This is a genomic window from Nonomuraea angiospora (assembly GCF_014873145.1).
In the GTDB taxonomy this organism is placed as follows: Bacteria; Actinomycetota; Actinomycetes; order Streptosporangiales; family Streptosporangiaceae; genus Nonomuraea; species Nonomuraea angiospora.
The window spans coordinates 6,828,987-6,855,076 of the sequence record NZ_JADBEK010000001.1 but is presented as its reverse complement, the minus strand read 5'-3'; the positions used below and the strand labels follow the sequence as shown (position 1 = coordinate 6,855,076).

27 protein-coding genes are annotated in these 26,090 nt (G+C 70.7%); 15 read left to right on the top strand and 12 right to left on the bottom strand.

Translation table 11 applies throughout. The features are described 5' to 3' along the window. Nucleotides 1-5: 5 nt before the first annotated feature. A complete protein-coding gene (locus H4W80_RS30970; RefSeq protein ID WP_192788313.1) occupies nt 6-884 on the bottom strand; it encodes a LysR family transcriptional regulator in 879 nt (292 codons plus the stop codon). 62 nt (nt 885-946) lie between these two features. On the opposite strand from H4W80_RS30970, the gene H4W80_RS30965 reads away from it, so the two are divergent. Further along, a complete protein-coding gene (locus H4W80_RS30965; protein ID WP_192788312.1) occupies nt 947-1,927 on the top strand; it encodes an aldo/keto reductase in 981 nt (326 codons plus the stop codon). A gap of 61 nt (nt 1,928-1,988) precedes the next feature. On the opposite strand, the gene H4W80_RS30960 is transcribed toward H4W80_RS30965, so the two are convergent. Together H4W80_RS30960 and H4W80_RS30955 are read right to left on the bottom strand one after the other, a co-directional pair. Further along, nucleotides 1,989-3,284: a hypothetical protein gene (locus tag H4W80_RS30960; RefSeq protein ID WP_192788311.1), complete on the bottom strand. Its 1,296-nt coding sequence runs from the start codon at nt 3,282-3,284 to the stop codon at nt 1,989-1,991. A gap of 128 nt (nt 3,285-3,412) precedes the next feature. Beyond that, nucleotides 3,413-5,665, bottom strand: a complete 2,253-nt coding sequence (locus H4W80_RS30955; RefSeq protein WP_192788310.1) for an MMPL family transporter — start codon at nt 5,663-5,665, stop codon at nt 3,413-3,415. A 177-nt stretch (nt 5,666-5,842) separates the two neighbouring features. On the opposite strand from H4W80_RS30955, the gene H4W80_RS30950 reads away from it, so the two are divergent. Next, nucleotides 5,843-7,084: an MFS transporter gene (locus H4W80_RS30950; protein ID WP_318787144.1), complete on the top strand. Its 1,242-nt coding sequence runs from the start codon at nt 5,843-5,845 to the stop codon at nt 7,082-7,084. Here H4W80_RS30950 and H4W80_RS30945 read toward each other — a convergent pair. Both H4W80_RS30945 and H4W80_RS30940 read right to left on the bottom strand, forming a co-directional pair. After that, nucleotides 7,076-7,543: a hypothetical protein gene (locus H4W80_RS30945; RefSeq protein ID WP_192788308.1), complete on the bottom strand. Its 468-nt coding sequence runs from the start codon at nt 7,541-7,543 to the stop codon at nt 7,076-7,078. The genes H4W80_RS30950 and H4W80_RS30945 overlap by 9 nt on opposite strands. 126 nt (nt 7,544-7,669) lie before the next feature. Next, a complete protein-coding gene (locus tag H4W80_RS30940; RefSeq protein WP_192788307.1) occupies nt 7,670-8,206 on the bottom strand; it encodes a hypothetical protein in 537 nt (178 codons plus the stop codon). Between the two features lie 271 nt (nt 8,207-8,477). Here H4W80_RS30940 and H4W80_RS30935 point away from each other — a divergent pair, with 271 nt between their 5' ends. The 7 genes from H4W80_RS30935 to H4W80_RS30905 all read left to right on the top strand — a co-directional run bounded on the left by H4W80_RS30935 (nt 8,478) and on the right by H4W80_RS30905 (nt 15,061). Beyond that, nucleotides 8,478-9,107 (top strand): helix-turn-helix domain-containing protein, encoded by a 630-nt coding sequence (locus H4W80_RS30935; protein ID WP_192788306.1) that lies wholly within the window; start codon nt 8,478-8,480, stop codon nt 9,105-9,107. Between the two features lie 79 nt (nt 9,108-9,186). Beyond that, nucleotides 9,187-10,356, top strand: coding sequence for a homogentisate 1,2-dioxygenase (locus tag H4W80_RS30930; protein ID WP_192788305.1), 1,170 nt, complete (start codon nt 9,187-9,189; stop codon nt 10,354-10,356). Further along, on the top strand, nt 10,338-11,111 hold the full coding sequence (locus H4W80_RS30925) for a hypothetical protein (RefSeq protein WP_318787143.1): 774 nt from the start codon (nt 10,338-10,340) through the stop codon (nt 11,109-11,111). Before H4W80_RS30930 ends, H4W80_RS30925 begins: the two co-directional genes overlap by 19 nt. 14 nt (nt 11,112-11,125) lie before the next feature. Further along, entirely contained in the window at nt 11,126-12,229 is a 1,104-nt protein-coding gene (fahA, locus tag H4W80_RS30920; protein WP_192788304.1) for a fumarylacetoacetase, read from the top strand. 74 nt (nt 12,230-12,303) lie between these two features. Next, complete coding sequence (locus H4W80_RS30915; protein WP_192788303.1) at nt 12,304-13,476, top strand: L,D-transpeptidase; 1,173 nt, start codon at nt 12,304-12,306, stop codon at nt 13,474-13,476. A gap of 73 nt (nt 13,477-13,549) precedes the next feature. Further along, nucleotides 13,550-13,981 carry an NfeD family protein gene (locus tag H4W80_RS30910; protein ID WP_192788302.1) on the top strand — a complete coding sequence of 144 codons (432 nt, stop codon included), beginning with the start codon at nt 13,550-13,552 and terminating at the stop codon, nt 13,979-13,981. A 3-nt stretch (nt 13,982-13,984) separates the two neighbouring features. After that, the gene (locus H4W80_RS30905; RefSeq protein WP_192788301.1) at nt 13,985-15,061 is read left to right on the top strand and encodes an SPFH domain-containing protein; all 1,077 of its coding nucleotides are present in this window, start codon (nt 13,985-13,987) and stop codon (nt 15,059-15,061) included. Between the two features lie 75 nt (nt 15,062-15,136). On the opposite strand, the gene H4W80_RS30900 is transcribed toward H4W80_RS30905, so the two are convergent. Next, a complete protein-coding gene (locus H4W80_RS30900; protein ID WP_192788300.1) occupies nt 15,137-15,541 on the bottom strand; it encodes a hypothetical protein in 405 nt (134 codons plus the stop codon). 6 nt (nt 15,542-15,547) lie between these two features. On the opposite strand from H4W80_RS30900, the gene H4W80_RS30895 reads away from it, so the two are divergent. After that, the gene (locus tag H4W80_RS30895) at nt 15,548-15,892 is read left to right on the top strand and encodes a hypothetical protein (protein WP_192788299.1); all 345 of its coding nucleotides are present in this window, start codon (nt 15,548-15,550) and stop codon (nt 15,890-15,892) included. A 98-nt stretch (nt 15,893-15,990) separates the two neighbouring features. Here H4W80_RS30895 and H4W80_RS30890 read toward each other — a convergent pair whose 3' ends face one another. Beyond that, a complete protein-coding gene (locus H4W80_RS30890) occupies nt 15,991-16,587 on the bottom strand; it encodes a TetR/AcrR family transcriptional regulator (RefSeq protein ID WP_192788298.1) in 597 nt (198 codons plus the stop codon). Between the two features lie 71 nt (nt 16,588-16,658). Between H4W80_RS30890 and H4W80_RS30885 the strand changes: the two genes are divergently transcribed. Genes H4W80_RS30885 through H4W80_RS30875 form a run of 3 tightly spaced genes read left to right on the top strand, consistent with a single transcriptional unit; the run spans nt 16,659 to nt 19,937 of the window. Beyond that, nucleotides 16,659-17,387, top strand: a complete 729-nt coding sequence (locus H4W80_RS30885; RefSeq protein WP_192788297.1) for an SDR family NAD(P)-dependent oxidoreductase — start codon at nt 16,659-16,661, stop codon at nt 17,385-17,387. 9 nt (nt 17,388-17,396) lie between these two features. Beyond that, entirely contained in the window at nt 17,397-18,164 is a 768-nt protein-coding gene (locus tag H4W80_RS30880; protein ID WP_192788296.1) for an alpha/beta fold hydrolase, read from the top strand. Between the two features lie 24 nt (nt 18,165-18,188). After that, on the top strand, nt 18,189-19,937 hold the full coding sequence (locus H4W80_RS30875) for a 5'-nucleotidase C-terminal domain-containing protein (RefSeq protein WP_192788295.1): 1,749 nt from the start codon (nt 18,189-18,191) through the stop codon (nt 19,935-19,937). A gap of 7 nt (nt 19,938-19,944) precedes the next feature. Here H4W80_RS30875 and H4W80_RS30870 read toward each other — a convergent pair whose 3' ends face one another. From H4W80_RS30870 to H4W80_RS30855, 4 genes are all read right to left on the bottom strand, one after another. Then, on the bottom strand, nt 19,945-20,682 hold the full coding sequence (locus tag H4W80_RS30870) for a cytochrome d ubiquinol oxidase subunit II (RefSeq protein WP_192788294.1): 738 nt from the start codon (nt 20,680-20,682) through the stop codon (nt 19,945-19,947). A gap of 9 nt (nt 20,683-20,691) precedes the next feature. Further along, entirely contained in the window at nt 20,692-21,930 is a 1,239-nt protein-coding gene (locus H4W80_RS30865) for a cytochrome ubiquinol oxidase subunit I (RefSeq protein ID WP_192788293.1), read from the bottom strand. Between the two features lie 97 nt (nt 21,931-22,027). Then, nucleotides 22,028-22,696, bottom strand: coding sequence for a response regulator (locus H4W80_RS30860; protein WP_192788292.1), 669 nt, complete (start codon nt 22,694-22,696; stop codon nt 22,028-22,030). Next, nucleotides 22,693-23,820, bottom strand: a complete 1,128-nt coding sequence (locus H4W80_RS30855) for a sensor histidine kinase (protein WP_225963757.1) — start codon at nt 23,818-23,820, stop codon at nt 22,693-22,695. Before H4W80_RS30855 ends, H4W80_RS30860 begins: the two co-directional genes overlap by 4 nt. A gap of 51 nt (nt 23,821-23,871) precedes the next feature. On the opposite strand from H4W80_RS30855, the gene H4W80_RS30850 reads away from it, so the two are divergent. Further along, nucleotides 23,872-24,093: a hypothetical protein gene (locus H4W80_RS30850; protein ID WP_192788291.1), complete on the top strand. Its 222-nt coding sequence runs from the start codon at nt 23,872-23,874 to the stop codon at nt 24,091-24,093. On the opposite strand, the gene H4W80_RS30845 is transcribed toward H4W80_RS30850, so the two are convergent. Beyond that, the gene (locus H4W80_RS30845) at nt 24,062-24,979 is read right to left on the bottom strand and encodes a fatty acid desaturase family protein (RefSeq protein WP_465263729.1); all 918 of its coding nucleotides are present in this window, start codon (nt 24,977-24,979) and stop codon (nt 24,062-24,064) included. The two genes, H4W80_RS30850 and H4W80_RS30845, sit on opposite strands and share 32 nt — an antisense overlap. A gap of 145 nt (nt 24,980-25,124) precedes the next feature. Between H4W80_RS30845 and H4W80_RS30840 the strand changes: the two genes are divergently transcribed. Continuing rightward, the gene (locus H4W80_RS30840) at nt 25,125-26,063 is read left to right on the top strand and encodes a phosphotransferase enzyme family protein (RefSeq protein WP_318787142.1); all 939 of its coding nucleotides are present in this window, start codon (nt 25,125-25,127) and stop codon (nt 26,061-26,063) included. The last annotated feature ends 27 nt before the right edge of the window (nt 26,064-26,090 follow it).

Sequence of the window (26,090 nt, the reverse complement as noted above, 5' to 3'; positions counted from 1 at the left end):
TCGCGTCAGACCTTAGCCGCGACCTGTCGCAGCGCGTCGATGAATGCCATGACTTGTGGGCTGACATCACCTTCCCGCCACGCGATGGCGAGCTGCCCCGGAGGAAGCCCGCTAACCGGGCGGTAGGCCATCCCGGGACGGTTGTAGAGCGCGGCGTTCCCCTCGGCGACCAGCACCACCCCGAGCCCGCTGGTCACGGCCTCGAACACCTCCTCCGGCGTGTTCGCGGTGAACCCGATGACCGGCTCGTCGTCGCGGGCGTCCCGCGCGAGCCAGAAGTCCCGCAGCGGCCCGGCCTCCGGCGGCAGGGCGATGAACGGCTCGCCGCGCAGCACCTCGAACGGGATCTCCGCCAGCTCCGCGAGCGGGTGGCCGTCCGGCATGGCCACCCCTCTGCCCTCGGTGGCCAGCACGTACGTCCGCAGCCCCGGCGGCACCGGCAGCCAGATGAACGCCACGTCGGAGGACCCGTCGGCCAGCCCGCCGCTGGGGTCGTCCCAGCCCACCAGCCTGAGCGACACCTCCCACCCCGGCATCGCCGTACGGAAGCGCCGCAGCGCCTCCTGCTGCAACCCCCTGCCCACGGCCGTCTGCATCCCGATCACCAGCGTCCCGGCGGGCGCGGCGGCCCGCGCGGACTCGACCCCGCCCGTCCACCGTTCGAGCAGGTCGCGGACGATCGGCAGGAGCGCCTCGCCCTGCCGGGTGAGCACCACGCCGCTGTGCACCCGCTCGAACAACCGGAACCCGAGCTGCCGCTCCAGCACCCTGAGCTGCTTGGACAGGGCCGGTTGGGACACGAAGAGCCGCTCCGAGGCCCGCGTCACGTTCAGCTCCTCGGCCACCGCCACGAAGTAGCGCAACTCACGCAGGTGCACATCCATAACCAATGGTTATACCAAGGGGTCTTGGACGCGGCAGAGGCGCGCGCAGCAGGATCGACGCCATGAAGACACGTGCTCTTGGCAGCTTGCGGGTCCCCGCCATCGGCTTCGGCGCCATGGTCCTTTCGCCGGGCGTCTACGGGGACGTCGACGACGTCCGCGCCGAGGCGGCGCTCAAGGCCGCGCTCGACGCGGGCGCGACCCACGTGGACACCAGCGACGCGTACGGCGTGGACGGCCACAACGAGCGCCTCGTGGGCCGGGCGATCAAGGGCCGCAGGGACGAGGTGGTGGTCGCGACCAAGTTCGGGCTGGCGATCCCCGAGGGGGAGCCGAGCAGGTCGCACCCGGTCGGTTACGCGTTCAACGAGCTGCGGGTGAACGCCGACCCCCGCCTGGTCCGGCGCTACGCGGAGCGCAGCCTGCGCAACCTGGACACCGACGTGATCGATCTCTATTACTCGCACTATCCCGACCCCGGCGTGCCGATCGAGGACATGACCGGCGCGCTGGCGGAGCTGGTGCGGGACGGCCTGGTCAAGCACATCGGCCTGTCCAACGTGACGGCCGCCCAGCTCAGGGCCGCGCACGCGGTCCACCCCGTGACGGCGGTGCAGAACGAGTGGTCGATGTGGCGTCCCGTCGACCCCGGCCTGCTGGCCGCCGCGCGGGAGCTCGGCGTGGGGATCGTGGCGTGGAGCCCGCTCGGCACCGGCTTCCTGACGGGCACCGTGGAGTCGCTCGCCGAGGGCGACTTCCGGCACAACGCGCCCCGCTTCTCGGCGGAGAACCTGGCCGGCAACAACGACCGCTACGCCCCGATCAGGGCCCTGGCCGCGCAGCTCGGCATCACGCCCGCCCAGCTCGCCCTGGCCTGGCTGCTGCACCAGGACGAGCACGTGGTGACCATCCCCGGCAGCCGCACCCCCGCCCACATCGAGGAGAACCTGGCGGCGGCCGACATCACCCTCCACCCCGACACGCTGGCCAGGATCGACGCGGCCCTCGCGAAGTTCGAGGTGACGGGCGGGACGCTCCTGTGAAATGCGGCCGGCCAGGGCGCAATCGCGCTCCTGGCCGGTCTCGTGCTTCTGCGGGTAAGTCTCAGGCGGCGTGCAGGTAGACCTGGCCGAAGACCTCCGCCAGGTTCTTCAGGTCGGTGGCCACGTCGACCTCGGGGTTGGCCGGGTCGTAGATGGTGGCCAGGCGGGGGCGGACCGCGTCGAGCTTCTTGAGCTGGTCCCAGGTGACGTTGGCGGCCCACTTCTCGCCGTACATCCGGCTGACCTGGCCCTGGTCGTTCTGCCAGCGCGTCCACAGGGTGACCGTCTCGGCGGCGTCGTCCTGGAGCGGGGACGCGATGCGCTCGGTGATCGCCTTGGTGGCCTGCTCCTCGGTGAGGTTGGAGGCGCCGGCGGCGGCGAAGGAGGCGTCCTCGCTGGCGATCTGGGCGTAGGCGTCCCAGGCGCGGGCGCGGACCTGGATCCACTGGTTGCGCTGGGCCTCGGTGGCGTCGATCTTCCAGGTGGCGTACTCGGTGCCCAGGTGGCCGTCGTCCAGGGAGAGCTGGTCGATCAGGCCCTTGGAGAGCCAGGCGCCGATGCGGTCGGGGTCGAGCAGCGGGTACTTCTTGGTCATCTCGGCCTTGCAGGCGTCGTTCGCGCCGCAGCCGAACAGCGGCACCACCGTGTGCGCGGCCAGCTTCTTGCCCGGCACCGCGGTACGCAGCGCGACCGTGGCCTCGTTGACGAACTTGTCCAGCTCGTCCGCCGTGGCGAACGTCTTGTTGTAGCCGAGCTGCGAGGTGAAGCGGACGCCGACCACCCCGGGCTGCGCGGCGACGAGCGCGGCGATCTTCTTGACGCCCTCGGCCAGCTTGCCGGCCTTGTAGTCGTCGGCCAGCTCGGTCTCGATCCACAGGCGCATGGTCGTCTGGACGGCGGCCTGGGCGGCCTTGCCGGCCGGGGTCTCCTGCGCGGACTCCTTGTCGGCGGCGCTGACGCCGGTGGGGTCGACGTAGCCGCACTGGTCGCCGTTCTGGCATTCAGGCGTGCCGCCGTCCTCGGCGCCGGGGACGTCCGGGGAGTCGCCGTCGTGCAGCTGGCCGTCGCCCTCGGAGTCGGTCGGGCAGAAGTTGCCCTCTTCGGTGCAGTCCACCGTGATCGGGTTCGGGGGACCGGCTTCCTTCATGTGCTCGCCGTCGTTGTCCAGCCAGAACTTCGCGATGTCCGCGGCCTCCTCGGGGGTGGCCAGCCACCGGCAGACGACGTACGCCGGGGTGTCGGCGGACATCAGGTCATTACAGCCTCGGGGGTCGTCCTGCGACCATGCCGGGACGCCGACGCCCAGGAGCGAGAGGGCTAATCCGATGACGAAGATCTGCCGTAGCCGCTTTCGCATGGCACCTTTACTTCCAGGGGATGATCGTGGGCATACCGCACACTATCCGGACGATCAATAACGTTCAATGAGATCTATGGCTTCTTCACGCACTATTCGACGGGAAGTAGCTGCGCCAGTTACGACTTTCAGTCGTCCACCTCGACCCACGTCCAGCCGGCCCCGCCGGGGTCGGCGCGTACCGCCCTGGTGCGCCCCGCCGCCACCTTCACCCATTCCGGTCGCGGGGGCTCGGCGGGCATCGGCACCGGATCGGTGTCCGCGCCGAAGACGGCGGGCCGCCCCTTGACGGTGATCGCGGGCCGCCCGGCCGTCAACGGACGCCGATCGCGCGGGGGACCGGGCGTCTCGCGGGGCGGCTCGATCTCGTGGACACCCGGGGCCGCGGCAGCTGCCCCGGGGGCACGCAGCGGCCACCAGTTCGCCGGGCCCAGCAGCCGCATGGCGGCGGGCACCAGCAGCAGCCGCACCAGCACGGCGTCCACCGCGACCGCCACGCCCAGGCCCACTCCGAGCAGCCGCACCACCGCGATCCCGGCCGTCGCGAACGCCCCGCCGACCGCCACCATCAGCAGCGCCGCACCGATGATCACCTCCCGCGGCTCCGCCGCCGTGGAGCCCCCCGTACGCGCCTCCGAGACCAGGAACACCTGGTGGACGACCGACAGCCCGAACGCCACGACCCCGATCAGCAGCGCGACGGAGACGTCCAGGGGGCCGGCGAACCCCAGGAAGCCGCTCCGGAACACCCAGCCGATCACCCCGAACGACGCGCCGGCCGACAGCAGGCTCGCCACCACCGCCGGAACGGGCAGCACCAGCGACCCGAAGGCGAGCGACAGCACCGCCGCCATCGCCGAGCACACCACCACCGCCAGCCACGGCAGCGTGCCGGAGAGGCCGGCCAGGAGGTCCAGCCGCGCCGCGACGGGCCCGCCGACCACGACCTGCCGGACGTCCGGCCCCGCGGCCGCGGACCTGATCGCGGCGACCAGCTCCCCGGCCTGCGCCGACAGGGGATCGAGGTCGTGGCGGACGGCCAGCCGCACGGCGCGGTTCGGCCGCGACAGGCCCGCCGTCTCGACGCCGGTGACGTGCGGCAGCCGCTCCAGCCGCTCCGTGATGGGGCGGACGTCGAGCGCGGTGACGGCGGTGCCGTCCAGCGGCTCGACCACGACGTGCACGTCGATCGGCGACAGGGCGTTCCTGGCGAAGTCGCGCTCGATCGTCTCGGCCACCCTGCGGCCCTCGGAGGCGGCGGGCAGCGCCCGGTGGTCCGCGTTCCCGAACTCGACGCCCAGGAGCGGTCCCGCCAGCGCGACCAGCACGATCGTCACCGCCACCAGGGACACGACCGGCCGGCGCGCCACGCCGTCCCGCGGCCCGCCGTCCCGCCGTACGGGCATGGGCCTGACGCGCAGCGCGTCCACGCGCCGCCCGAGCACCCCCAGCAGGGCGGGCGCCACGAGCAGCGCGACCGCCGAGGTGACCAGCGCCACGGCCGCCGCCGCCCACCCGAGCGAGCCCAGGAACGGCTGCGGGAACAGCACCAGCCCCAGCAGCGACGCGGCCACGCTCACCCCGGCCACCGCCACGGTCCGCCCGGCCGTGGCCACCGTGCCCGCCACGGCCTGCTCGTTCGACGCCCCGCCGCCGATCTCCTGCCTGAACGCCCTGAGCAGGAGCAGCGAGAACTCGGCCGCCAGCCCGAGCCCGAGGAGCACGACGGCGTAGAAGGAGTAGACGGACACCCCGGGCAGCAGCGCCAGCGCGCCGAGCACCGCGAGCACCCCCACGACCAGCGGCAACAGGGCCGCCACCAGGCTCCCGAACACCACCACGAGCAGCACCAGCAGCACCGGCGCCGCGACGGCCGCCGCGCGGGCCAGGTCGGCGGCGGCCTCGCCGTCGAGCTCGGCCCGCACCGGCACCGGCCCGCCGACCGCGACGCGCAGGTTCTGGACGGTCCTGAGCCGCGCCGCGACGGCCGCGTAGCTCGCCCGCTTGGCGCCCTTCAGCGTGACGATCGCGTACGTCGAATGCCCGTCCCTGGACACCATCGCCTTCGACCCGGTCGTCCAGTACGTGGCCATCCCGCGCACGTACTGGGCCGGCAGCCCGCGCAGCGAGTCGTGCACCGCCTTCTTGTAGCGCGGGTCGCGCACCTTGACCGCCGGGTGCCGGTAGAGGACGACCACGTCGGGGCTCTGGCCGGCGTACCACTCCGCGCTCATGCGCGCGGCGGTCGCCGAGCCGGCGCGCGGGTCCTCGAAGCCGCCGCCCGCCGCCCGCCCGGACAGCGCCAGCGGCGCGACGAGCAGGGCCGCCACCAGGCTCAGCGCCAGCAGCGTCCATCTACCGCGATAGACCAGCCGCCCCAATGGAGTCCCCTCGCCGACAGCAGGGTCCTAGCAAATTACGGGAGATCGAGGCCGGATTCTTGCCAAACGCGCACATATTCGGCTTCCGCTCTTGTCAGCGGGACCAATATTCAGGCGACATCAGTGAGAGAACTCGGCAGAATGGCGGGGTTTGACTGTTTTCAGGGGGGCGTGCCGGTGCACAGTTATCTCAGCGATCTCGGGCTGCTCCGGGATCGCCGTTTCGCGCTGCTGCTGTCGGCGCGCACCCTCTCGGTCCTGGGCAGCGCGTTCGCACCGGTGGCCCTGGCGTTCGGCGTGCTCGGCCTGCCCGGCGCCACCGCCGCGACCCTGTCCGTCGTGCTCACCGCCGAGACGGTGCCCATGATCGTGTTCATCCTGTTCGGCGGGGTGCTGGCGGACCGGTTGCCGCGCAAGTGGGTGATGATGGCCGGTGAGTCCCTGATGGCGGTGGGGTTCCTCGCACTGGGCGCGATGCTGCTCATCGGCTGGACCCCGCTGCCCGCGCTGTCCGCGGCGGCGGGGGTGACCGGGGTGGGCATCGCGGTCATGTTCCCGGCGCTGACCGGGATCATCCCCGAGGTCGTGCCGCCCGACCGGCTGCAGGCCGGCAACGCCCTGCTCGGCCTGGGCCAGAACGCCGCGCGGGTGGCGGGCGCGGTGCTGGGCGGCGGCACGGTGGTGCTGTGGGGCGGGGGCTGGGCGCTGGTGGTGAGCGGCGCGATGTTCGCGGTGGCGGGCGCGCTGCTGGCGCTGCTGCGGATGGAGCCGGTCGCCGGCTCGCGGGAGCGGCACTCGGTGCTGGCCGACCTGCGGGACGGCTGGCGGGAGTTCAGCTCGCGGCAGTGGATCTGGGTGGTGGTCGCGCAGTTCTCGCTGATGGTCATGGCCATCCAGGCCGGTCACGGGGTGCTCGGCCCGCTGATCGCGAAGGAGACGCTGGGCGGGCCCGCGGCCTGGTCGGCGTTCCTGGCGGGCGAGGCGGTCGGGACGATCGTCGGCGTGCTGGTCGCGATGCGGCTGCGGCCGCGCCGGCCGATCCTGGTGGCCGTGCTGCTCTGCCTGCCGCCCGCGCTGCCGTACGTGCTGCTCGGGCTGGACGCGCCGCTCTGGGCGATCGTGGCCGGGGCGTTCGTGCTGGGGGTGTGCTTCGACGTGTTCGGCGTCCTGTGGCAGACCACGATGCAGCGCGAGGTCCCGGCCGAGTCGCTGTCGCGGGTGAGCTCGTACGACATGCTCGGGTCGATGATGTTCGGGCCGATCGGGCTGCTGCTGGCGGGGCAGGCGGCCGACCTGTTCGGCACGGAGGAGACGCTGCTCGCCTGTGCCGTCATCATCGTGCTGTCCACCCTCGCCGCCCTGCTGGCTCCCGGGGTGCGCAACCTGCGCGCCCCCGAGCGGGAGCCGATCTCAAGCTGACCTGAAGTAGGCGTTGGCCCTGGGCTGGAACATCAGCGTCACCGCCCCCAGCACGGCCACCACGTGCAGGATCCGGCTGGCCGCGAAGATCAGCCCCATCGCGTCCGCCCCGGCGACGGCCTCGGCGATCGAGCCGCCGGCCAGCAGCCACTGGACGGGGCCGATCACGAGCGAGAGCGTGCCGAAGACGCCGAGGGTCACGGCGAGGGTCAGGCGCGCCCAGTTCGCCCCGGCCTTGAGCCGCAGCGCCAGGAAGGCGGCCCCCGCGAACACCGCCAGCCGGATCGCGACCTGCGGCAGCAGTTCGGCGAGCGTGGAGGCGCCCGTGTACAGCTGCTCGGAGACCACCAGCACGGTCTCCAGCGCCCCGAAGGCGACGGCGACCAGCCAGAGCATGGCGGCGGTCTGGATGACGGGCGGCGGGTCGGTCCCGCGGGGGGTGTCGAGGACGGTGGTCATGGCGTGGCCTCCAAAGGTGAATGACTACGCCTGAAGTGTCCGCTTTCGGGCGGGGTGGGGGCATGCCCGCTGGCCGCCGAGTTCCGGTGAGGCGAGCCCTACCACGGGTGCGCCGGAAGGGCGGGCTCAGGCGATGATGAGCCGTACCACGACGCCCGCGCAGTTTCCCGCCACGCAGATCCGCACCGGCACCTCGGAGATGCCCGCGGCCACGGGCACGCCGCTCACGTGGCCGTCGGGCCCGATGACCACGTCGCGGGGCAGCTTGGCGCGGTCGGTCACGGTGAAGGTCGGTATCACGCCGGACGGGCCGCCGTTGATGCCGATCTCCCCGTTCAGCGGGGTGCCGGCCCGGCCGGGGAAGGTCAGCTCGCGCGGCTCCCACGGCACGTTGCCGAGCACCACGAAGGTGAGCCGCTGGTTCTGGCACGACTGTCCCGCGCACATCCGGACGGCGGCGAGGTAGGTGCCGGAGCGCTGCGGCGTGCCGTACAGCCGGCCGCCCTGATCGACCCTGATCCCGACCGTGAGGTAGCCGGGGCGGAACGTGACGCCCTTCGCGGCGGGCAGGAGCCGCTGGTGCACCTCGATGCCCTCGGTGAGGTAGAAGGTGTCCTCGACCAGGCTCTCGTGTACGGGGTCGAGGGGGAGCTGCCGGGACATCGGCGTCATGGTGAGGGAGGGCACGGCGGCGGACAACGCGCACACGGCAAAACCCGCAAGCAGGAACATCCACCACTGCCGCATGGCCACCCCCGACCTTTCCCCCCGGGTAAGTACCCGTGCTTATGGCCTCCACTCCGTGGAGGCGGCTCGGTCGCGAGGGAGCGCCGTTGCCTTCCCTCGTCGCTCTGGTCGCTACGCTCCCGACGCTCCTCAGTCCAGGCAACGGCGCTCCCTCGCCAGCGCGAACAGTCACTGGATAATCGGTCGCATGGCCGCTGAATCCGCTCAGACCCTGGAACGCGGGCTTCGCCTGCTGAGACTGCTCGCCGACGGGAGGGGTGGCCGGACGCCCACCGAGCTGAGCGCCGAGCTGTCGCTGAGCCGTCCCGTGGTGTACCGGCTGCTGACGACGCTGATGAACGAGGGGTTCGTGCGGCGGGACGCCGAGGGGCGGGTGCATCTCGGGTTCGGGGTGCTGGTGCTGGCGCAGGCCGTGCAGCCGCTGCTGCGGGCCGCGGCGGTGCCGACGCTGCGGCGGCTGGCCGAGGACGTGGGCGCGACCGCGCACCTGACCGTGGCCGAGGGCGACGACGGGCTGGCCGTGGCGGTGGTGGAGCCGTCCTGGACCGACATGCACGTGGCCTACCGCGAGGGCTCGCGCCATCCGCTGACGAAAGGCGCGGCGGGGCAGGCGATCCTGGCGCTGCGCGAGGGGCGTGACGACTACTTCGCGACGGAGGGGCAGTTGCAGGAAGGGGCGCGGGGCGTCGCCGCGCCCGTCACCGGGCTGCCCTGGTTGGAGGCGTCGGTGGGGGTGGTGACGTTCGGGCCGCTCGAGGAGCCCACGGGCCCTCGGGTGGTCGCCGCCGCCGCCGAGCTGGCCGCCGCGCTGGGTTGACATCTCCAGGTCGATGGCGGACGGTTGTCACATATAAAGGACATATTCGTCCGATAAACGGACATCATGGAGGCAGCGGATGCCGTACTACCGCGTCGTTGGGGAGGTGCCGCGCAAACGGCACGTGCAGTTCAGGCGGCCGGACGGCGGTCTCTACGCCGAGGAGCTGATGGGCGAGGAAGGCTTCTCGTCCGACTCCTCGCTGCTCTACCACCGCTACCTGCCGACCGCGATCGTCAAGGCGGAGGCGGTCACGCCGACGGTGGAGACCCGGCTGGAGCCCAACCTGCCGCTCTCGCCGCGCCATTTCCGCACGCAGGAGCTGTCCAGCGCGGGCGACCTGGTCACGGGGCGCATGCTGCTGGCGGGCAACGGCGACGTCCGATTGTCGTACGCCACCAGCGACCGGCCGAGCGAGCTCTACCGCAACTCGATGGGCGACGAGTGCGTCTACGTGCAGGGCGGCCGGGTCCGCTTCGAGTCCACGTACGGCGTGATCGAGGCCGGCGAGGGCGACTACATCGTCATCCCGACCGGAACGATCCACCGCTGGGTCCCGGACGGCCAGGTCAGCGTGCTGGCCATCGAGGCGGCCGGGCACATCAGGCCGCCCAAGCGCTACCTGTCGCAGTACGGGCAGTTCCTGGAGCACGCCCCCTACTGCGAGCGCGACCTGCGCAGCCCCGCCGAGCCGTTCACGGTCGAGGGCGAGGAGGTGCCGGTGCTGGTGCGCACGCGGGGCGGGCTGAGCCGGCTGGTCTACCGCAACCACCCGTTCGACGTGGTCGGTTGGGACGGCTACCTCTACCCGTTCGCGTTCAACATCGACGACTTCGAGCCGATCGTGAAGAAGACGCACGCGCCGCCGCCCGTCCACCAGACGTTCGAGGGGCCGGGGTTCGTGGTCTGCTCGTTCTGCCCGCGGCCGCTCGACTTCCATCCGGAGTCCGTGCCGATCCCGTACAACCACCACAATGTGGACTCCGACGAGTTCATGTTCTACGTGGGCGGCGACTACTCCGCGCGCAAGGGCTCGGGCATCGACATCGGCTCGATCTCGCTGCATCCCGCCGGGTTCACGCACGGGCCGCAGCCCGGCGCGGTCGAGGCGGTGATCGACGCGGTCTCCCGCGGCATCACGACGACGAGCGAGAAGGCCGTCATGGTGGACACCTTCCGCCCGCTCGACCTCGGGCAGGGCGCACTGTCCTGCGAGGACACCGGCTACGCGTGGACCTGGTCACGATGAACGTCTACACCGAACTCGTGGACGACGCGGGTCTGTTCCCGCCGACGTCCCTGCACATGGACGAGGCGCTGGCCCGCAACCGGCGCGACCTCGAGCACGGCTGCTCCGTGCTCACGAACCGGTTCCTGTGCCCCGCCAGCCGGCTGCACCGGCTGCGCGACATGGAGTACCTGCCGCGGCGGATCGGGCTGATCATCGATCAGGAGGAGGTGCCGGCCTTCGACGACCTGCCCGTGGACTTCGTCGAGGCCCTGCTGCCGCCGGGCTCGACGATCGAGGCGCTGGCCGGGCGGCTCAAGCTGCCGGCGGGCGTGCGGCTCTTCGTGGAGGTGGCGGCGGGGAAGGTGAGCGTCCAGGTGCCCGACGGGGTGGGGCTGAAGGTGCGCTGCGGCGGGCTGACGGCCGACGCGTTCCCGCCGGCGGAGCATCTCGCGACGTTCATCCAGTTCTGCGTCGAGCATGACATCCCGTTCAAGGCCACGGCCGGGCTGCACCACGCCGTACGCCACTTCGACCCCGCGCTGGGCGTCGACCGGCACGGCTTCCTCAACCTGCTGCTCGCCGTCTGCGAGGCCGTGGACGGGCGCGACCCGGTGCCCGTGCTGCGGGCCACCGACGTCGGGCATCTCGTACGGCTCGCGCAGGCCGTACCGGAGGAGACCGCGAAGCGGGCGCGGCGGCTGCTGGTGAGCTACGGCTCGTGCAGCACCAGCATTCCCGTCGAGGACCTGCGCACACTGGGATTGATCGCGTGACGGAGGGAAATTTCGTGAGCTGGGGAGTGGACAACCTGCCCTACGGCGTGTTCTCGCGTCCCGGCCAGGCGCCCCGCGTGGGCGTCCGGTACGGCGACAAGGTGCTCGACCTGGCGGCCGCCCTGCACGACGAGGTCTTCGACGCGCCCTCGCTCAACCCGTTCATGGCCCGGGGCCGGACGGCCTGGCACGACACCAGGACGCTGATCCGCAACAAGCTCACCGGTGACCTCGCCGTGACCGAGCGGCACCTGGTCCCGCTGGAGCAGGTGCGGCTGCACATGCCGTTCGAGGTGGCCGACTACGTCGACTTCTACTGCTCGATCGACCACGCGAGCAACATCGGCCAGATCTTCCGGCCCGGCACCGAGCCGCTGCAGCCCAACTGGCGGCACCTGCCCGTCGGCTACCACGGCAGGGCCGGGACGGTCGTGGTGTCGGGCACGCCGGTCAGGCGCCCGCACGGGCAGCTCGGGCGCGGGGCGTTCGGGCCGTGCGCGAAGCTGGACATCGAGGCGGAGCTGGGGTTCGTGGTCGGCGTGCCGACCGAGCTCGGCTCGCCGTCCGGGGCCTTCGAGGACCACGTGTTCGGGGTGACGCTGGTCAACGACTGGAGCGCGCGTGACATCCAGTCGTGGGAGTACGTGCCGCTCGGGCCGTTCCTGGCCAAGTCGTTCGCCACGTCGATCTCGCCGTGGATCACGCCGCTGGAGGCGCTGCCCCGCCTCCCCGGCCGCGCCCAGGACCCGGCGCCGGCCGACTACCTGCGCAGGCGGGCCGACTGGGGGCTGGACATCTCCCTCGAGGTCCTGCTCAACGGGGAGGTCGTGTCGCGGCCCCCGTACGCGAGCATGTACTGGACGCCCGACCAGATGCTCGCGCACATGACGGTGAACGGGGCCTCCCTGCGGACCGGAGACCTGTTCGCCAGCGGCACAATCTCGGGGCCCGGGCGCGGCGAGCGCGGCTCCCTCATCGAGCTGACCTGGAACGGGACCGACCCGCTCAAGCTCGCGAGCGGTGAGACGCGTTCGTTCCTGGAGGACGGGGACACGGTGACGATCCGGGCCACCGCCGGCGCCCTGGCATTGGGGGAGGTTTCCGGAACTGTCGTATAGGTGACTCAACGTGCTTGACCGCTGACTCGCCGCTACCCTGATGTCAACCCCTTCCCTCGGACGGCAGGAGTGACATGCGGCGTGCCGTGCTGACTTGTGTCGCCTTCCTCCTCCTGGCCTGCGGCTGCTCCTCGGCGCCGGCCAGGGCCCCGTCCGCGCCCCCGGTGGTGCGGGTCTGGCCCGCGTTCGACACCAAGCGGGCCCGCACCGACCGCGGCCTGGTGGTCAGGGCCCGCGGCGGCACGCTCAGCCAGGTGCTGGTCTCGGAGGGCGGGGAGCAGGTGCCCGGCCGGCTCGACGGCTCCCACACGACGTGGCGCTCGGCCTGGACGCTCAAGCCGGCGGCCGAATACTCGGTGGCCGTCACGGCCACGGGCGCCCTCGGCCCGGCCACGGTCGCCGTCGGGCGCTTCCACACCCGGCCCGCGGTCCGGACGTTCCAGGTGGCCGCGACGGCGCCGCTGCCGGGCGAGACGGTCGGCGCCGGCATGCCGGTCATCATCGACTTCGACGCTCCCGTGGAGGACAAGGCGGCCGTCGAGCGGGCGCTGGAGGTCCAGGCGGAGACCCCGGTCGAGGGCGCGTGGCGGTGGACCAGCGACACCCAGGTGATCTACCGCACCCGCCGGTTCTGGCCGCCCCACCAGCAGGTCACGGTCACCGCCCACCTGGCCGGCGTACGCGCGGGCGGCGGCGTCTACGGCGCCACCGACTCCACCTTCGCCTTCACCGTCGGGCGCAGGCAGACCAGCACGATCGACACCCGCACCCACCAGATGGTCGTCCGCCGCGACGGCGAGATCGCGCAGCGGATGGCCATCAGCGCGGGCATGGCCACCACCCCCGAATACACCACGACCAGCGGCATCCACCTGACCATGGACAAGGGCAACCCGGTCCGGATGATCTCCCCGGGGCGCGTCAAGGGCGACCCCGGCTACTACGACATGCTGATCGACCACGCCGTGCGCATCTCCAACAGCGGCGAATACGTGCACGCCAAGGACAACGTGTGGGCGCAGGGCCGGGCCAATGTCAGCCACGGCTGCATCAACGCCAGGCCCGACCAGGCGGCCTGGTTCTACGACACCTCTCTGCGCGGCGATCCGGTCACGATCGTCGGCACCGACCGGGAGCTCGGCTGGGACAACGGATGGGGCTTCTGGCAGCTCCCGTGGGAGAAGTGGCGCGAGGGAAGCGCCCTGGTCCAAGCCGGTCCGGCGGCCGCACGGGTGCCACCGGGCTGATTCCGGGACTACGGTAGAGAGGGGGGGAACCAGTCGCGAACTCAGGCCCGTTGTCCCATCAGGAGGGCCGGACATGGATGAATGGATCATCTGGGTAATCCTCGCGGTAGTCCTCGGCGTGGCCGAAATCTTCACCCTCACGGCCTCGCTCGGGCTGTTGGGCGCGGCGGCTCTGCTCACCGCCGTCACCGCCGTCATCGGGCTGCCCGTCCCCCTGCAGTTGCTGTGCTTCGCCCTGTCGTCCGCGGCCGGCCTGATGGTGCTCAGGCCGATCGCGATGCGCCACGTCAAGCAGCCCGCGCTGCAGCGGTTCGGCGTGGAGGCACTCGTCGGCAAGCCCGCCTACGTGGTCTCGGAGGTGACGGGCCGCGACGGTCGCGTGCGCATCGGGGGAGAGGAGTGGTCGGCGCGCGCCTACGACGAGACGCTGGTGATCCCCACAGGGGCGACCGTCGACATCATCGAGATCGAAGGGGCGACAGCCCTCGTATATCCCCGGGAGTGACTCATGGATCCGCTGTTGCTGGTCGGACTGCTCGTCATACTCTTCGCGGTGTTCACCGTGCTCAAGGCAGTGCGGATCATCCCGCAGGCGCGGGCCCGCAACGTCGAGCGCCTCGGTCGCTACCACCGCACGCTCAAGCCGGGTCTCAACTTCGTCATCCCTTACGTCGACCGCGTCTACCCCATGATCGACCTGCGCGAACAGGTCGTCTCCTTCCGCCCGCAGCCCGTCATCACCGAGGACAACCTGGTCGTCGAGATCGACACCGTCCTCTACTTCCAGGTCACCGACCCGCGGGCGGCGGCGTACGAGATCGCCAACTACATCCAGGCCGTCGAGCAGCTCACCGTCACCACCTTGCGTAACGTCGTCGGCTCCATGGACCTGGAGAAGACCCTCACCTCCCGCGACACCATCAACAGCCAGCTGCGCGGCGTTCTCGACGAGGCCACCGGCAAGTGGGGCATCCGCGTCAACCGCGTCGAGATCAAGGCCATCGACCCGCCCAAGACCATCAAGGACGCGATGGAGAAGCAGATGCGGGCCGAACGCGACAAGCGCGCCGCGATCCTCAACGCCGAGGGCCAGCGGCAGTCGCAGATCCTCACGGCGGAGGGCGACAAGCAGAGCCGCATCCTGCGTGCCGAGGGCCAGCGCACCGCCGCCATCCTGGAGGCCGAGGGCCAGTCGCGCGCCATCGACCAGGTCTTCCAGGCCGTGCACCGCAACGACCCCGACCCGAAGCTGCTGGCCTACCAGTACCTCCAGGTGCTGCCGCAGCTCGCGCAGGGCGACGGCAACACGTTCTGGGTGATCCCGAGCGAGGTCACCTCGGCGCTGCAGGGGGTCTCACGGGCGTTCACCGAGGCCCTGCCCCGGTCGGCGGCGACGCGGGAGGAGGCGCCGGAGACGTCGGAGTTCGACGAGGAGGTGGCCAAGGCTTCGGAGGCGGCGGCCGAGGCGGTGGCGGACGCCCAGGACGCCGAGAGCCCCAAGGGGCCGCGCCAGCTCACCCAGGGCGTCGAGGAGCCGTCCCCGTTCCCGGACCTGGACCGCAAGCACACCGAGGCCGAGCGCTGACACCCCGGGCAGGCGCCCGCTGTGAGCCGGCGGGCGCTTGTGGTTGTCGAGGAGTGAGGTCTCAGGCTGACGGGTTCAGGCGATGACCTCGAACAGGTGGCGAAGCCCGTCCTCCCGATGTGCGGCTCGGGCCCGGCAGTTGAGCCTGACGAGCGCATCCGCCAGAGCGACATCCGGGCTTTCCGGCGGGATGTCATCCCCCATCCGGGTGCGCAACCACTCGGAGATCTCGGCCCACGAGTAGAGGCGGATGTTGTCGGCCTCGATGAGGGGAGCGGGGAAACCGCCTGGACCCCGCTGTCCGGCGGCAAGCTGGCGCAGGCTGGCCTGCGTGCGCCCGCCGTGCCGGCGGGCGGCGTCTCCCAGCGTCACGCCGTCGTCCTCTCCGACGGCGATGGGCCAGAGACCGGGGATCGTCTTGATCTGGGCGATCACGGAGGCGATGGCGTCGAGCATGCTGTCGGCCTCGCGGTCACACATGAGGTAATGATCGATGCCGCCTGGTCCTCCCCCGATCGAGCAATCATCAAGACCGGCCTCGTAGAGCGCATCCGCCTCTTCGTCGGTGGGCGCTCGGTTCAGAGAGACGCGGAAATTCCACGTGGTCATGACTTCTCCTCGCTTTTGGCGCATTCGGCGTGCTGGTCGATCCATTGGAATATGGATCTCGCGTGGGTGCCTGGGTTGCGCGGTGTGCACCAGACCTTGAACCGATCGCCGCCGCAGGTGCATTCGACCCACCCCCAACGATGTCCGTTGTGGTTCTCCACCACGGTCAATGATTCGATCTTGCGTGCTGCCTTGAAGGCCGCGTTGATTTCGTTGTGCTGATGTCTTCCTCGACCAACCATGTAGCAACCTTGCAACAGTGTTGCATGGCTGTAACGGCGTTTCCAGTCCTGGGACTCCTACTTTCTGTAGTCGAATGACTACAGATTGTCGCTTTTGGGCCAGGCGGACATGGCGAGGGTGGCGATGTGGAGGAGGTCGGCGTGGGTGGCGCCGTCGCGGGACTGGGTGGACATGCCCTGGATGACGGCGGCGTAGAAGGTGGCCAGTCCCGCCGTGTCCGTGCCGGCGGGCAGGCGGCCGGCCGTCAGGTCGTCGTCGATGCGGGCCTTGAGCGCCGCCTTGCTCCCCTCCCTGAAGCCGCGTAGCAGCTCCTCGACCTCCGCGGACTCCGGCCCGCAGTTCACCGCCGCCGTGATGATCAGGCACCCCGTCGGATGGGAGCGGCTCGCATACTCCTCGGCGGCCTCGCGCAGCACGCGCTCGATGGCCTGGCGGCCGGTCGGTTCCTCGGCGAGGGCCCGGGTCGTGAAGGCGCCGTACGTCTCCTGGTAGCGCCGCACCGCCTCCTCGAACAGCCGCCGCTTGTCGCCGAAGGCCGCGTACAGGCTGGGTGGGCGGATCCCCATGGCGGCGGTCAGCTCGGCGATCGAGGTCGCCTCGTAGCCGTGCCGCCAGAACGTGAGCAGCGCGGTCTCCAGCGCCGCCTCCCTGTCGAACGCCCGTTGTCTGGCCATGCGCCCATTCTATAGCGATCGCTATGTTATGGTTTTTCTGTATCGATCGCTAAAGAAAGGTGGGTGCCGGGATGAAGACCGCGCTCGTGACGGGAGCAAGCAGGGGCATCGGCCGGGCCATCGCGCTGCGCCTGGCCAGGGACGGCTTTCGCGTGGCCGTCAACTACGCCAGGGATGAGGTGGCGGCGAAGGAGGTGGTCCGTCTGATCGAGGAGGGTGGCGGCAGCGCGTTCGTCGTGAAAGCCGATCTCGGAGAGGGTGGCCAGGCGTTGGCGGAGCGGATGAAGGATGAGACGGACGTTCTCGACGTGCTGGTCAACAACGCCGGCATCGGGATGTCCCGGCCCATCGGCGAGGAGACCCCCGAGGCGTACGACCGGTTGTTCGACGTCAACGTCAAGGGGCTGTTCTTCCTCACCCAGCAGCTGCTGCCGCTGATCCCCGACGGCGGGCGGATCGTCAACATCACCTCGGGCGTGGCCCGCATCGCCTTCCCGGAGGGGATCGCGTACGCGATGACGAAGGGCGCGGTGCAGGTGTTCACGCTGGCCCTGGCCAAGGAGCTGGGGCCGCGCGGCATCACGGTCAACAACGTCGCCCCCGGCATCATCGACACCGACACCAACGCGGCCTGGCTGCGCGGCGACCCGCGGGCGCAGGCGTACGCGGCGAGCAGGCACGCCCTCAACCGGATCGGCCACGTGGACGAGATCGCGAACGCCGTGGCCTTCGTCGCCTCGCCGGAGGCGAGCTTCATCACCGGCAGCACCATCGACGCCACCGGCGGCGGAAACCTCTAGGAGCCTCGCATGCCCACAGTCACCCACAGCTCGGGCGCCGTCCACTACCAGCGGGCGGGCAGCGGGCCCGGCCTCGTCATGGTGCACGGCACCGGCGGCGACGCCGTCAGCAACTACGCCCACCTCGTGCCGGAGTTCACCGACCTGCGCACCGTCATCACCCCTGACTACGCGGGCAGCGGCCAGACCGCCGACCCGGGCGGCGACCTCACGCTCGACCTGCTCGCCGGCCAGGTCGCGGCCACGTTCGAGGGCCCGTCCGACCTCGTCGGATTCTCGCTGGGCGCGGCCGTGGCGGTGGCGGTCGCCGCCGAGCACCCGGAGCTGGTCAGGCGGCTGGTGCTGATCGCCGGCTGGACGCACGCGGAGGACTCCCGGCTGAGCCTGGGCCTGCGCACGTGGGCCAGGCTGGCGGAGACGGACCCGGAGAGCTTCGCCGCGTTCGGGCCGCTGGTGGCGTTCGGGCCGGAGTACGTGAGCGCGGTCGGCGCGCAGGCCCTCACCGCCGGAGAGCCGCCGCACGGCGTCCGCCGCCAGATCGAGCTGGACCTGCGCCTCGACATCAGGGACCTGCTGCCGAAGATCACCGCGCCCACGCTGGTCATCGGCAACACCCGGGACTACCTGGTCCCGGTCGAGCACGCCCGCGCGCTGCACGCCGCCCTGCCCGGCAGCGAGTACGCCGAGCTGGACAGCGGCCACGTCGTCCTGCACGAGCGACCGGCCGAAGTGGCGACCCTTGTCCGGGAGTTCATCACCCGCCTGTCCGCCGATTGACGGTCCTGGTTACGCTCCAGGCTCATGCAGACCAAGAATCTCGCCCTCACCGGGGCCGCCGCGTTGTGCGCGCTGGTCCTGGTGGCGCCCCCCGCGCAAGCCGGCGCCGCCTCGGTGACCGTCACGGTCATGGGCACGTCCGACCTCCACAGCAACGCCGTCAACTGGGACTACTTCAAGGACGCCACGTACGCCGACAGCGCGGGCAACAGCGTCGGCCTGGCCAAGGTCTCCTCGCTGGTCAACCAGATCAGGGCCGAGCGCGGGGCGGACCGCACGCTGCTGTTCGACTCGGGTGACACCATCCAGGGCACCCCTCTGGCGTACTACTACGCCAAGGTCGAGCCGATCACCCAGACCGGCCAGATCCACCCGATGGCCAAGGCCATGAACGCCATCGGGTACGACGCCGTGACGCTGGGCAACCACGAGTTCAACTACGGTCTGCCGCTGCTGGCCACCTGGATCAAGCAGATGCGGGCACCGGTGCTCGGCGCGAACGCGGTCTACGACAAGTCAGGGTTGCCCGCGTACAAGCCGTTCGTGATCAAGACCATGAAGGTCAAGGGCGACAAGCCGGTCAAGGTCGGCGTGCTCGGGCTGACCAACCCCGGCGTGGCCATCTGGGACAAGGCGAACGTCGAGGGCAAGCTCCGCTTCACCGACCTGGTCGAGTCGGCCAGGAAGTGGGTGCCGGTCATCCGCGGGCTGGGCGCGGACGTGGTCGTGGTGACCGCGCACGCGGGCGACAACGGCCTGTCGTCCTACGGCGGTGACCTGCCGGTCGAGAACGCCTCCGCGATGGTGGCCGAGCAGGTGCCGGGCATCGACGCGGTGCTGTTCGGGCACGCGCACAACGACGTGCCGCAGCGGTTCGTGACGAACAAGGTCACCGGCCGGCAGGTGCTGCTGACCGAGCCGGGCAGGTGGGGCCAGCGCCTGTCGAGGCTGGACTTCCAGCTCGCCAAGCAGCACGGCCGGTGGGTGGTCACCGGCAAGTCCGCCACCACGATCAACACCAACACGGTTCAGGAGGACCCCAAGATCGTCGAGTTGCTCAAGCCGCAGCACGACACGACCGTGGGCTACGTGAACAAGGTCGTGGCCAAGTCGGCGCAGGCGCTGTCGGCCGCGGAGTCGCCGTACAAGGACTCGCCGATCCTCGACTACATCCAGCACGTGCAGGTGGAGACGGTCAAGCGGGCCCTGCCGGGCAACACGCTGCCGGTGCTGTCGATCGCGGCGCCGTTCAGCCGCACCGCCGTCTTCCCCGCCGGCGACATCCGGGTCAGGGACGTGGCCGGCCTGTACGTCTACGACAACACGCTGCTCGCGGTCAAGCTGACCGGCGCGCAGATCAAGGACTACCTGGAGTACTCCGCCAAGTACTTCAACCAGCTCGCTCCCGGCGACCCGGTGGACGTGACCAAGCTGACGAACGCCGGCAACACCCCCGACTACAACTACGACCAGCTCTCCGGGGTGTCGTACGACATCGACATCTCCAAGCCGGTGGGCCAGCGGATCGCCAACCTGTCCTACGACGGCGCCCCGGTCCCGGCCGGCAAGGAGTTCGTGGTCGCGATCAACAACTACCGTCAGTCGGGCGGCGGCGGCTTCCCGCACGTCACCGGCGCGCCGGTGCTCTACAACGCCCAGGTGGAGATCCGGCAGGCGCTGATCGAGTACGCCACCGCGAAGGGCACCATCGACCCGAGCGGGTTCGCCGTCCAGAACTGGAAGCTGACCAGGGACGGCGTTCCCGTCTTCTGACCGGCCGTCACAGGTAGGACGGCCCCGTGACCCGATGCCTGAACGTCCACCACACCCAGCCCTGGGCGGCCACCAGCAGCGGGATGAGTGTCAGGATCACCGGCACCAGCACGGGGCCGGAGGTGCCGGGCTCCAGCGGCAGCCGGAGCCCGGCCAGCACCCCCACCGCCGTCAGCGCGGCGGCCGTCAGCAGGTAGGTGCGGCCCTCGCCCGACCCGCCCGACAGCACGGCCGCCCGCTCCCGCAGCGTCCCGCGCAGCCGCAGGGCCGCGAACGCCAGCCCGTGCGTGGCGAACACCGCGGCCACCACCAGTGCCCCCACCACTAGGGCGGGCGGCAGGCCGACCAGCACGTGGCACAGCAGCGCCCCCCAGCTCAGCGCCAGCCCCCAGCTCCCGGCCACGATCGCCCCGTCCCAGAACGTCTGCCAACCCGGCCCCGGCAGCCGCCCCCGCAGCCACAGCCCCATGTCACGCACGACCCACGACAGGACCAGCGTCACGACGACCGTGTAGTTGCCGCTCAGCAACTCACCCTCCAGCTCGGGGAACAGCCCGGCCAGCACCCCCGCCGTGGCGACCAGCCACACCTCGTTCCCCAGGAAGAACGGCGCGATGGCGGCGATCACCTCGCGGCGCTCGGCCGCCGTCCTGCCCAGGTACGGCAGCACCATGCCGACCCCGATGTCGGCCCCGGCCAGCACGAGGTAGCCGAGCGCGAAGAAGGCCAAGACGAAGATCTCCATGACGGCTCCTCAGAAGGTCAGTGCGGGGGTGGCGGGGGCGCCGAGCGACTCCGCGCCGGGCCCGCGGCGGGCCTGCCTGGCCAGCAGCCAGTAGTTGATCGCGATCAGCACCGCGAACACCGAGGCGAAGGCGATGATCGAGAAGCGCATCTGGGCCGCGGTCACCGGTGACATCGCGTCGGCCGTCCTCAGCAGCCCGAACACGGCCCACGGCTGGCGCCCCAGCTCCCGGAAGACCCAGCCGGCCAGCATGGTCACGAACGGGACCGGGATCATCAGGGTCAGCAGCCAGTGCCACAGCCTGAACCCGCGTACGGCGGGCCGGATGAGCATCAGCAGGAAGCTCAGCGCCGCGACCACGGTCATCACCAGCCAGAGCGTCATCATCGTGATGCCCGCCACCAGCACGGGGCCTGCGGGCGGCAGGTAGTCGCCGGGGCCGTGCGCCGCCACCATCTGGGCCTGCGCCTCGGCCAGCCGGCCCGGATCGCCCGTCCACGCCGCCGTCTTGGTCGGCTGCAGGGTCTGGAACGAGATCCCGCCGAAGGTCACGGTGAAGAACAGCGCGGGCAGCGCCACGCCGATCCCGATGCGCAGCGACTTGCGGAAGAAGTCCTGCTCGGCGGTGCGCCTACGCAGGTGGTAGGCGCTCACCCCGGCCAGGAAGAACCCGCCGGTGATCATCGCCCCGCCCATCACGTGCCCGAACGCGATCAGCGCGGCCGGGTTGCCCACCATGGCCCCCAGGTCCACCAGCCGCAGCACGCCGCCGTCCAGCACGTGGCCGGCCGGGTGCTGCAGGAAGCCGTTCGCGACCATGATCCAGAACGCCGACGCGTACGCGGTCAGCGTCACGACCCAGATCAGCGTCAGGTGGGCCCACCGGTTCAGCTTGTCCCAGCCGAAGATCCACAGGCCCAGGAACGTGGACTCGATGAAGAACGCCACCAGCGTCTCGATGGCCAGCGCCGACCCGAAGACGTTGCCCGCGTACTCCGTGAGCCCGCTCCACGACAGCCCGAGCTGGAACTCCATGACCAGCCCCGTGACGATGCCCATCGCGTAGTTGATGATGTAGAGCTGGCCCCAGAACCGCGTCATCCGCAGGTGTACGGGGTCGCCGCTGAAGGTGGCCCTGGTCTGGATGACGGCGACCAGCGTCGCCAGGCCGAGCGTCAGCGCCACGAACAGGAAGTGCGCCCCCGCCGTGAGGGCGAACTGCAGGCGGGCCAGGTCCACGGTGTCCATGCCCCAGAGCGTCCCGGTACGGCTGCGCCCGCCGCGTCATGCCCGGGCGGCAACCTGGCGTACATCCCGGGTCGCACGAAGGCTCCCGGGCTACGACTCAGGGAGTAACCCAGCCCGGGACGATCATGCCGGCCTCGTACGCGATGATCACGAGCTGCGCCCTGTCGCGTACCGACAGCTTGGTCATGATGCGGCTGACGTGCGTCTTCGCCGTGGCGGGGCTGAGTACGAGCCGGGCCGCGATCTCGTCGTTCGACAGGCCGGCGGCGACCAGCGCCATGACCTCGCGCTCGCGTTCGGTGAGCGCGTTGAGCTCGGGGCCGGGATCGGGGCGCTTGACCCGGCCGGCGAACTCGGCGATCAGCCGCCGCGTGATCGACGGCGCGATCAACGCGTCGCCCCGGGCCACGACCCTGACGGCGTGGATCAGCTCGGCCGGCTCGGTGTCCTTGACCAGGAAGCCGCTCGCGCCGGCGCGCAGCGCGCCGTAGACGTAGTCGTCCAGGTCGAACGTGGTCAGAATGATCACCTTGACGTTCTGGAGCCGCGGGTCGCCGGAGATCTGGCGGGTGGCCTCCAGGCCGTCGAGCTCCGGCATGCGGATGTCCATGAGCACCACGTCGGGGCGGTGCTCGCGCGCTCCGGCCACGGCCGCCGCGCCGTTGGCGGCCTCGGCGACGACCTCGAAGTCGTCCTCGTCGCTGAGTATGGACCGGAAGCCGGCGCGTACCAGGGTCTGGTCGTCGGCGAGCAGTAGGCGGATCACCGAGCCCCGTTCCCGAGCGGCAGCCGGGCTACGACGCGGAAGCCGCCCTCGGGGCGCGGGCCCGCCTCCAGGGTGCCGCCGAGCGCGATGGTGCGCTCGCGCATGCCCTGCAGGCCGAAGCCGCTGCCCCCGTCGTACGCGGCGCCCGGCCCATCATCTTCCACGCGAATCATGATATTTCCGGATGTGTTGTTGATGGTGAGGGTGGCCTGCTTCGCACCGGAATGGCGGGAGACATTGGTCAGCGCCTCTCTCACGATGCGGGCGGCGGCCAGGTCCACCTCGGTCGGCACGGCGTCGAGCGGCCCCGACACCTCCGTGCGCACCTCCAGCCCCGACGCCGCGACCAGCGCGTCCACCCGGGCGAGGCTGTCGGCCGGCGCGGTCGGCGCGTCCTCGTCCACCTGGCGCAGCACGCCCAGCGTGGTCCGCAGCTCGCGCAGCGTCTCCTTGCTGGTGTCCTTGATCGTCCGCAGCGCCGTCTCGGCGTCCTCCGGCCGCTTCCTGAGCCCGTGCAGCGCTGCCGCGGCCTGCACGTTGATCATGGAGACGTTGTGCCCGAGCACGTCGTGCAGCTCGCGCGCGATGCGCAGCCGCTCCTCGCTCGCCCGCCGCCGGGCCTCCTCCTCCTTGCTGTGCTCGGCTTCGAGCGCGCGCTGCTCGACCGCCTGGAGGTAGAGGCGGCGGCTGCGGGTGACGCTGCCGAACGCGATCGCCGCCACGTCCCAGCCGGCGATCATGATGAACAGGCTGTTCTCGACATGCCGGACGCCGCCGGTCTCGCCGATACCCATGCCCAGCAGCGCGGTCATCCCGACGGCGATGGCCGCGGTGAGGTGGCCCTTCTCGGCCGCGGTGTAGAGGTTGACGAACGGCAGGATGACGATCGGCCCGTCGAGACCCGCGTACCGGTAGTAGGCGGCGACGGAGAGCATCACCAGGATCAGCGCCCCGACGGGATAGCGCTCCCGCAGCAGCAGCCCGACGCAGGCGACGACCGGCAGCACCACGTCGAGGGCGTTGAGCTGCACCTGGCCCTTGGTCGCGTAGGTGATGGCCATGCCGACCAGCAGGCCCGCGATCACGACGAGTGACACGATCATGCTGGTCGACGGCTTGCGCATGCTTCCATTCTGGGGGGTAATCGCCGGGGCGCATCTGGGTAGAGCACGTAAATGAGCACAAAGGACGACCTTCGGCAGGTCGAAGAGGACCTGGCCCGGTTGAAAGCCGAGAACCAGGACCTCCGCAACCAGACCCGCGACATGGGCGCGACCGACCAGGTGGAGATCTCGGCCATGATCAGCCAGGCGGACGAGCAGGAGGAGCTGATCGCTCAGCTCGAGGGCCGCCGCGACTCGCTGCTCAGGCGCCTTGAATCGGAAGGGGGCGCCTGAGCGCGGCGCCGACCTCGTGCAGGTGGCGTAGGGCCTGCCCGTACGACTCGATCAGCCCGGTCTGGAGGTAGTCGACGCCGATCTCCGCGCAGTAGCGCTCGACGATCGGCTGCGCCCTGCGCAGGTTGGGGGCCGGCATGTTGGGGAAGAGATGATGCTCGATCTGGTAGTTGAGCTGGCCGAGCGCCACGTCGGTGAACAGGCCGCCCCGTACGTTGCGGGAGGTCAGCACCTGCTTGCGGAGGAAGTCCAGCTTGTCCTCCGCGGTCAGGATGGGCATGCCCTTGTGGTTGGGTGCGAACGTGCTCCCGAGGTAGATCCCGAACAACCCCTGGTGCACGATCAGGAACAGCAGCGCCTTGCCGACCGGCAGGATCGTGAAGACCAGGCCGAAGTAGAGCACGAAGTGCGTGATGAGCATCGTCAGCTCCGGCCCGCGCCGCTTGGCCTCCGGCTTGAACAGGGCCTTCACGCTGGCGATGTGCAGGTGCCAGGCTTCGAGCGTCAGCAGCGGGAAGAACCAATAGGCCTGATATTTCGCGACAAATCGCGGTAGGCCGAGGCTCTTGGCGACCTGGTCCTCCGACCAGACGATCACCGCGGGGGAGACGTCGGGGTCGTGGTCCTCGTGGTTGGGGTTGGCGTGGTGACGGTTGTGCTTGGTGGTCCACCAGCCCCAGCCGAGCCCGATGCCGAGGTTGCCGATGATCAGGCCGGCGATGTCGCTGGGCCGCCGCTTCCTGAAGACCTGACGGTGACCGAGATCGTGGGCGAGAAACCCGAGCTGCGCGAAGACGACCGCCAGCGCGACCGCCACGAGAAGCTGCAGCCACGAGTCGCCGAGCCAGATGAACAGCCCCCAGCCGCCGAGGTAGACGGCGGCCATGATGGTCATCCTGATCGCGTAATAAAAGGGGCGCCGGTCAAGTAGACCGGCGTCCGTGATCTGACGGGCTAGTCGGGCGAAATCGCTGCCTCTGGTGTCGAGCTTGCCGGGACTGGCCACGGGTCTCCTTACAAGTGCGAGGTAGGTGACCCTAACCTTTGCGCATCAGGGACGGATCCGGAAGCATAGGCTTTGCGGAGTGATCTACGCCGATACCCCGCTTACTCCTGAAATCCGTGCAGTCGTGGCCCTGACGTGGGATGTCACTGGGAATGATGAACGATTGCACGGTGGCGAGGAATCCGCCGCGTACCGGCTTGACGGCCATGTTATCCGCGTCGGCCCGATGCGGCGCACAGCCGCGGAGTCGGAGTGGTGTCACGCGATCGCCCGCCACGCCGCCGGCACGCTCCCGGAGGCCGTCGCGCCCGTGCCGGCCCCCGACGGGGCGACGGTCGTCATGGTGGCGGGCCGTCCGATCTCCTGCTGGCCGTACGTCGAGGGCGAGTGGCCGGACTCAGACGTGCCGGCCCAGCGCGCGGGGGGCGCCCGCCTGCTGGCCAGGCTGCACGAGTCGCTGGCCACCTTCCGCCCGCCGCCGCGCCCGGTGGCCGCCTTCCAGGAGTCCGGCCTGTACGGCGACCCGCCCCAGGACGCCCCCGAACTGGACGACCCCGCCCTCGACCGCTGGCTGGCGGACTTCCACGCCCGCCACCCGCTGCGCCACCCCCTCCACGGCGACTACTACACCGGCAACACCCTCGCCAGGGACGGCCGGCTCGTGGCGGTGCTCGACTGGGACGAGACCTTCGTCGGCGCCCCGGAGGTGGAGCTGGCCGCCGCCGCGCTCGAATGGGGGGACGACGAGCTGGGGCCGAGCCGGGAGTTCGTGGCCGCGTACCACGAGGCCGGGGGCACCGCCGCGGAGCTGGACGAGGAGGCGCTGGCCCAGCTCATCAGGCACAAGCTCCGCAGGGAGTACGCCTACTTCCAGAAGGCGGTGCGCGCGGGGGTGCGGCACGACGAGGACGACCTCCAATACCACCGCGACCGCGTGGCGCTGTTCCACAAGCTGCGGCCCTGAAAGAGGCTGACAGAGATCTGGCAGTGA

Bases quoted from the DNA above. Each gene is read 5' to 3' on its own strand.
- H4W80_RS30970 (WP_192788313.1), bottom strand. From the start codon at position 884: ATGGATGTGCACCTGCGTGAGTTGCGCTACTTCGTGGCGGTGGCCGAG.
- H4W80_RS30965 (WP_192788312.1), top strand. From the start codon at position 947: ATGAAGACACGTGCTCTTGGCAGCTTGCGGGTCCCCGCCATCGGCTTC.
- H4W80_RS30960 (WP_192788311.1), bottom strand. From the start codon at position 3,284: ATGCGAAAGCGGCTACGGCAGATCTTCGTCATCGGATTAGCCCTCTCG.
- H4W80_RS30945 (WP_192788308.1), bottom strand. From the start codon at position 7,543: ATGACCACCGTCCTCGACACCCCCCGCGGGACCGACCCGCCGCCCGTC.
- H4W80_RS30940 (WP_192788307.1), bottom strand. From the start codon at position 8,206: ATGTCCCGGCAGCTCCCCCTCGACCCCGTACACGAGAGCCTGGTCGAG.
- H4W80_RS30935 (WP_192788306.1), top strand. From the start codon at position 8,478: ATGGCCGCTGAATCCGCTCAGACCCTGGAACGCGGGCTTCGCCTGCTG.
- H4W80_RS30930 (WP_192788305.1), top strand. From the start codon at position 9,187: ATGCCGTACTACCGCGTCGTTGGGGAGGTGCCGCGCAAACGGCACGTG.
- H4W80_RS30915 (WP_192788303.1), top strand. From the start codon at position 12,304: ATGCGGCGTGCCGTGCTGACTTGTGTCGCCTTCCTCCTCCTGGCCTGC.
- H4W80_RS30910 (WP_192788302.1), top strand. From the start codon at position 13,550: ATGGATGAATGGATCATCTGGGTAATCCTCGCGGTAGTCCTCGGCGTG.
- H4W80_RS30905 (WP_192788301.1), top strand. From the start codon at position 13,985: ATGGATCCGCTGTTGCTGGTCGGACTGCTCGTCATACTCTTCGCGGTG.
- H4W80_RS30900 (WP_192788300.1), bottom strand. From the start codon at position 15,541: ATGTGTGACCGCGAGGCCGACAGCATGCTCGACGCCATCGCCTCCGTG.
- H4W80_RS30895 (WP_192788299.1), top strand. From the start codon at position 15,548: ATGATCGATGCCGCCTGGTCCTCCCCCGATCGAGCAATCATCAAGACC.
- H4W80_RS30890 (WP_192788298.1), bottom strand. From the start codon at position 16,587: ATGGCCAGACAACGGGCGTTCGACAGGGAGGCGGCGCTGGAGACCGCG.
- H4W80_RS30885 (WP_192788297.1), top strand. From the start codon at position 16,659: ATGAAGACCGCGCTCGTGACGGGAGCAAGCAGGGGCATCGGCCGGGCC.
- H4W80_RS30880 (WP_192788296.1), top strand. From the start codon at position 17,397: ATGCCCACAGTCACCCACAGCTCGGGCGCCGTCCACTACCAGCGGGCG.
- H4W80_RS30875 (WP_192788295.1), top strand. From the start codon at position 18,189: ATGCAGACCAAGAATCTCGCCCTCACCGGGGCCGCCGCGTTGTGCGCG.
- H4W80_RS30870 (WP_192788294.1), bottom strand. From the start codon at position 20,682: ATGGAGATCTTCGTCTTGGCCTTCTTCGCGCTCGGCTACCTCGTGCTG.
- H4W80_RS30865 (WP_192788293.1), bottom strand. From the start codon at position 21,930: ATGGACACCGTGGACCTGGCCCGCCTGCAGTTCGCCCTCACGGCGGGG.
- H4W80_RS30855 (WP_225963757.1), bottom strand. From the start codon at position 23,820: ATGCGCAAGCCGTCGACCAGCATGATCGTGTCACTCGTCGTGATCGCG.
- H4W80_RS30850 (WP_192788291.1), top strand. From the start codon at position 23,872: ATGAGCACAAAGGACGACCTTCGGCAGGTCGAAGAGGACCTGGCCCGG.
- H4W80_RS30845 (WP_465263729.1), bottom strand. From the start codon at position 24,979: ATGGCCGCCGTCTACCTCGGCGGCTGGGGGCTGTTCATCTGGCTCGGC.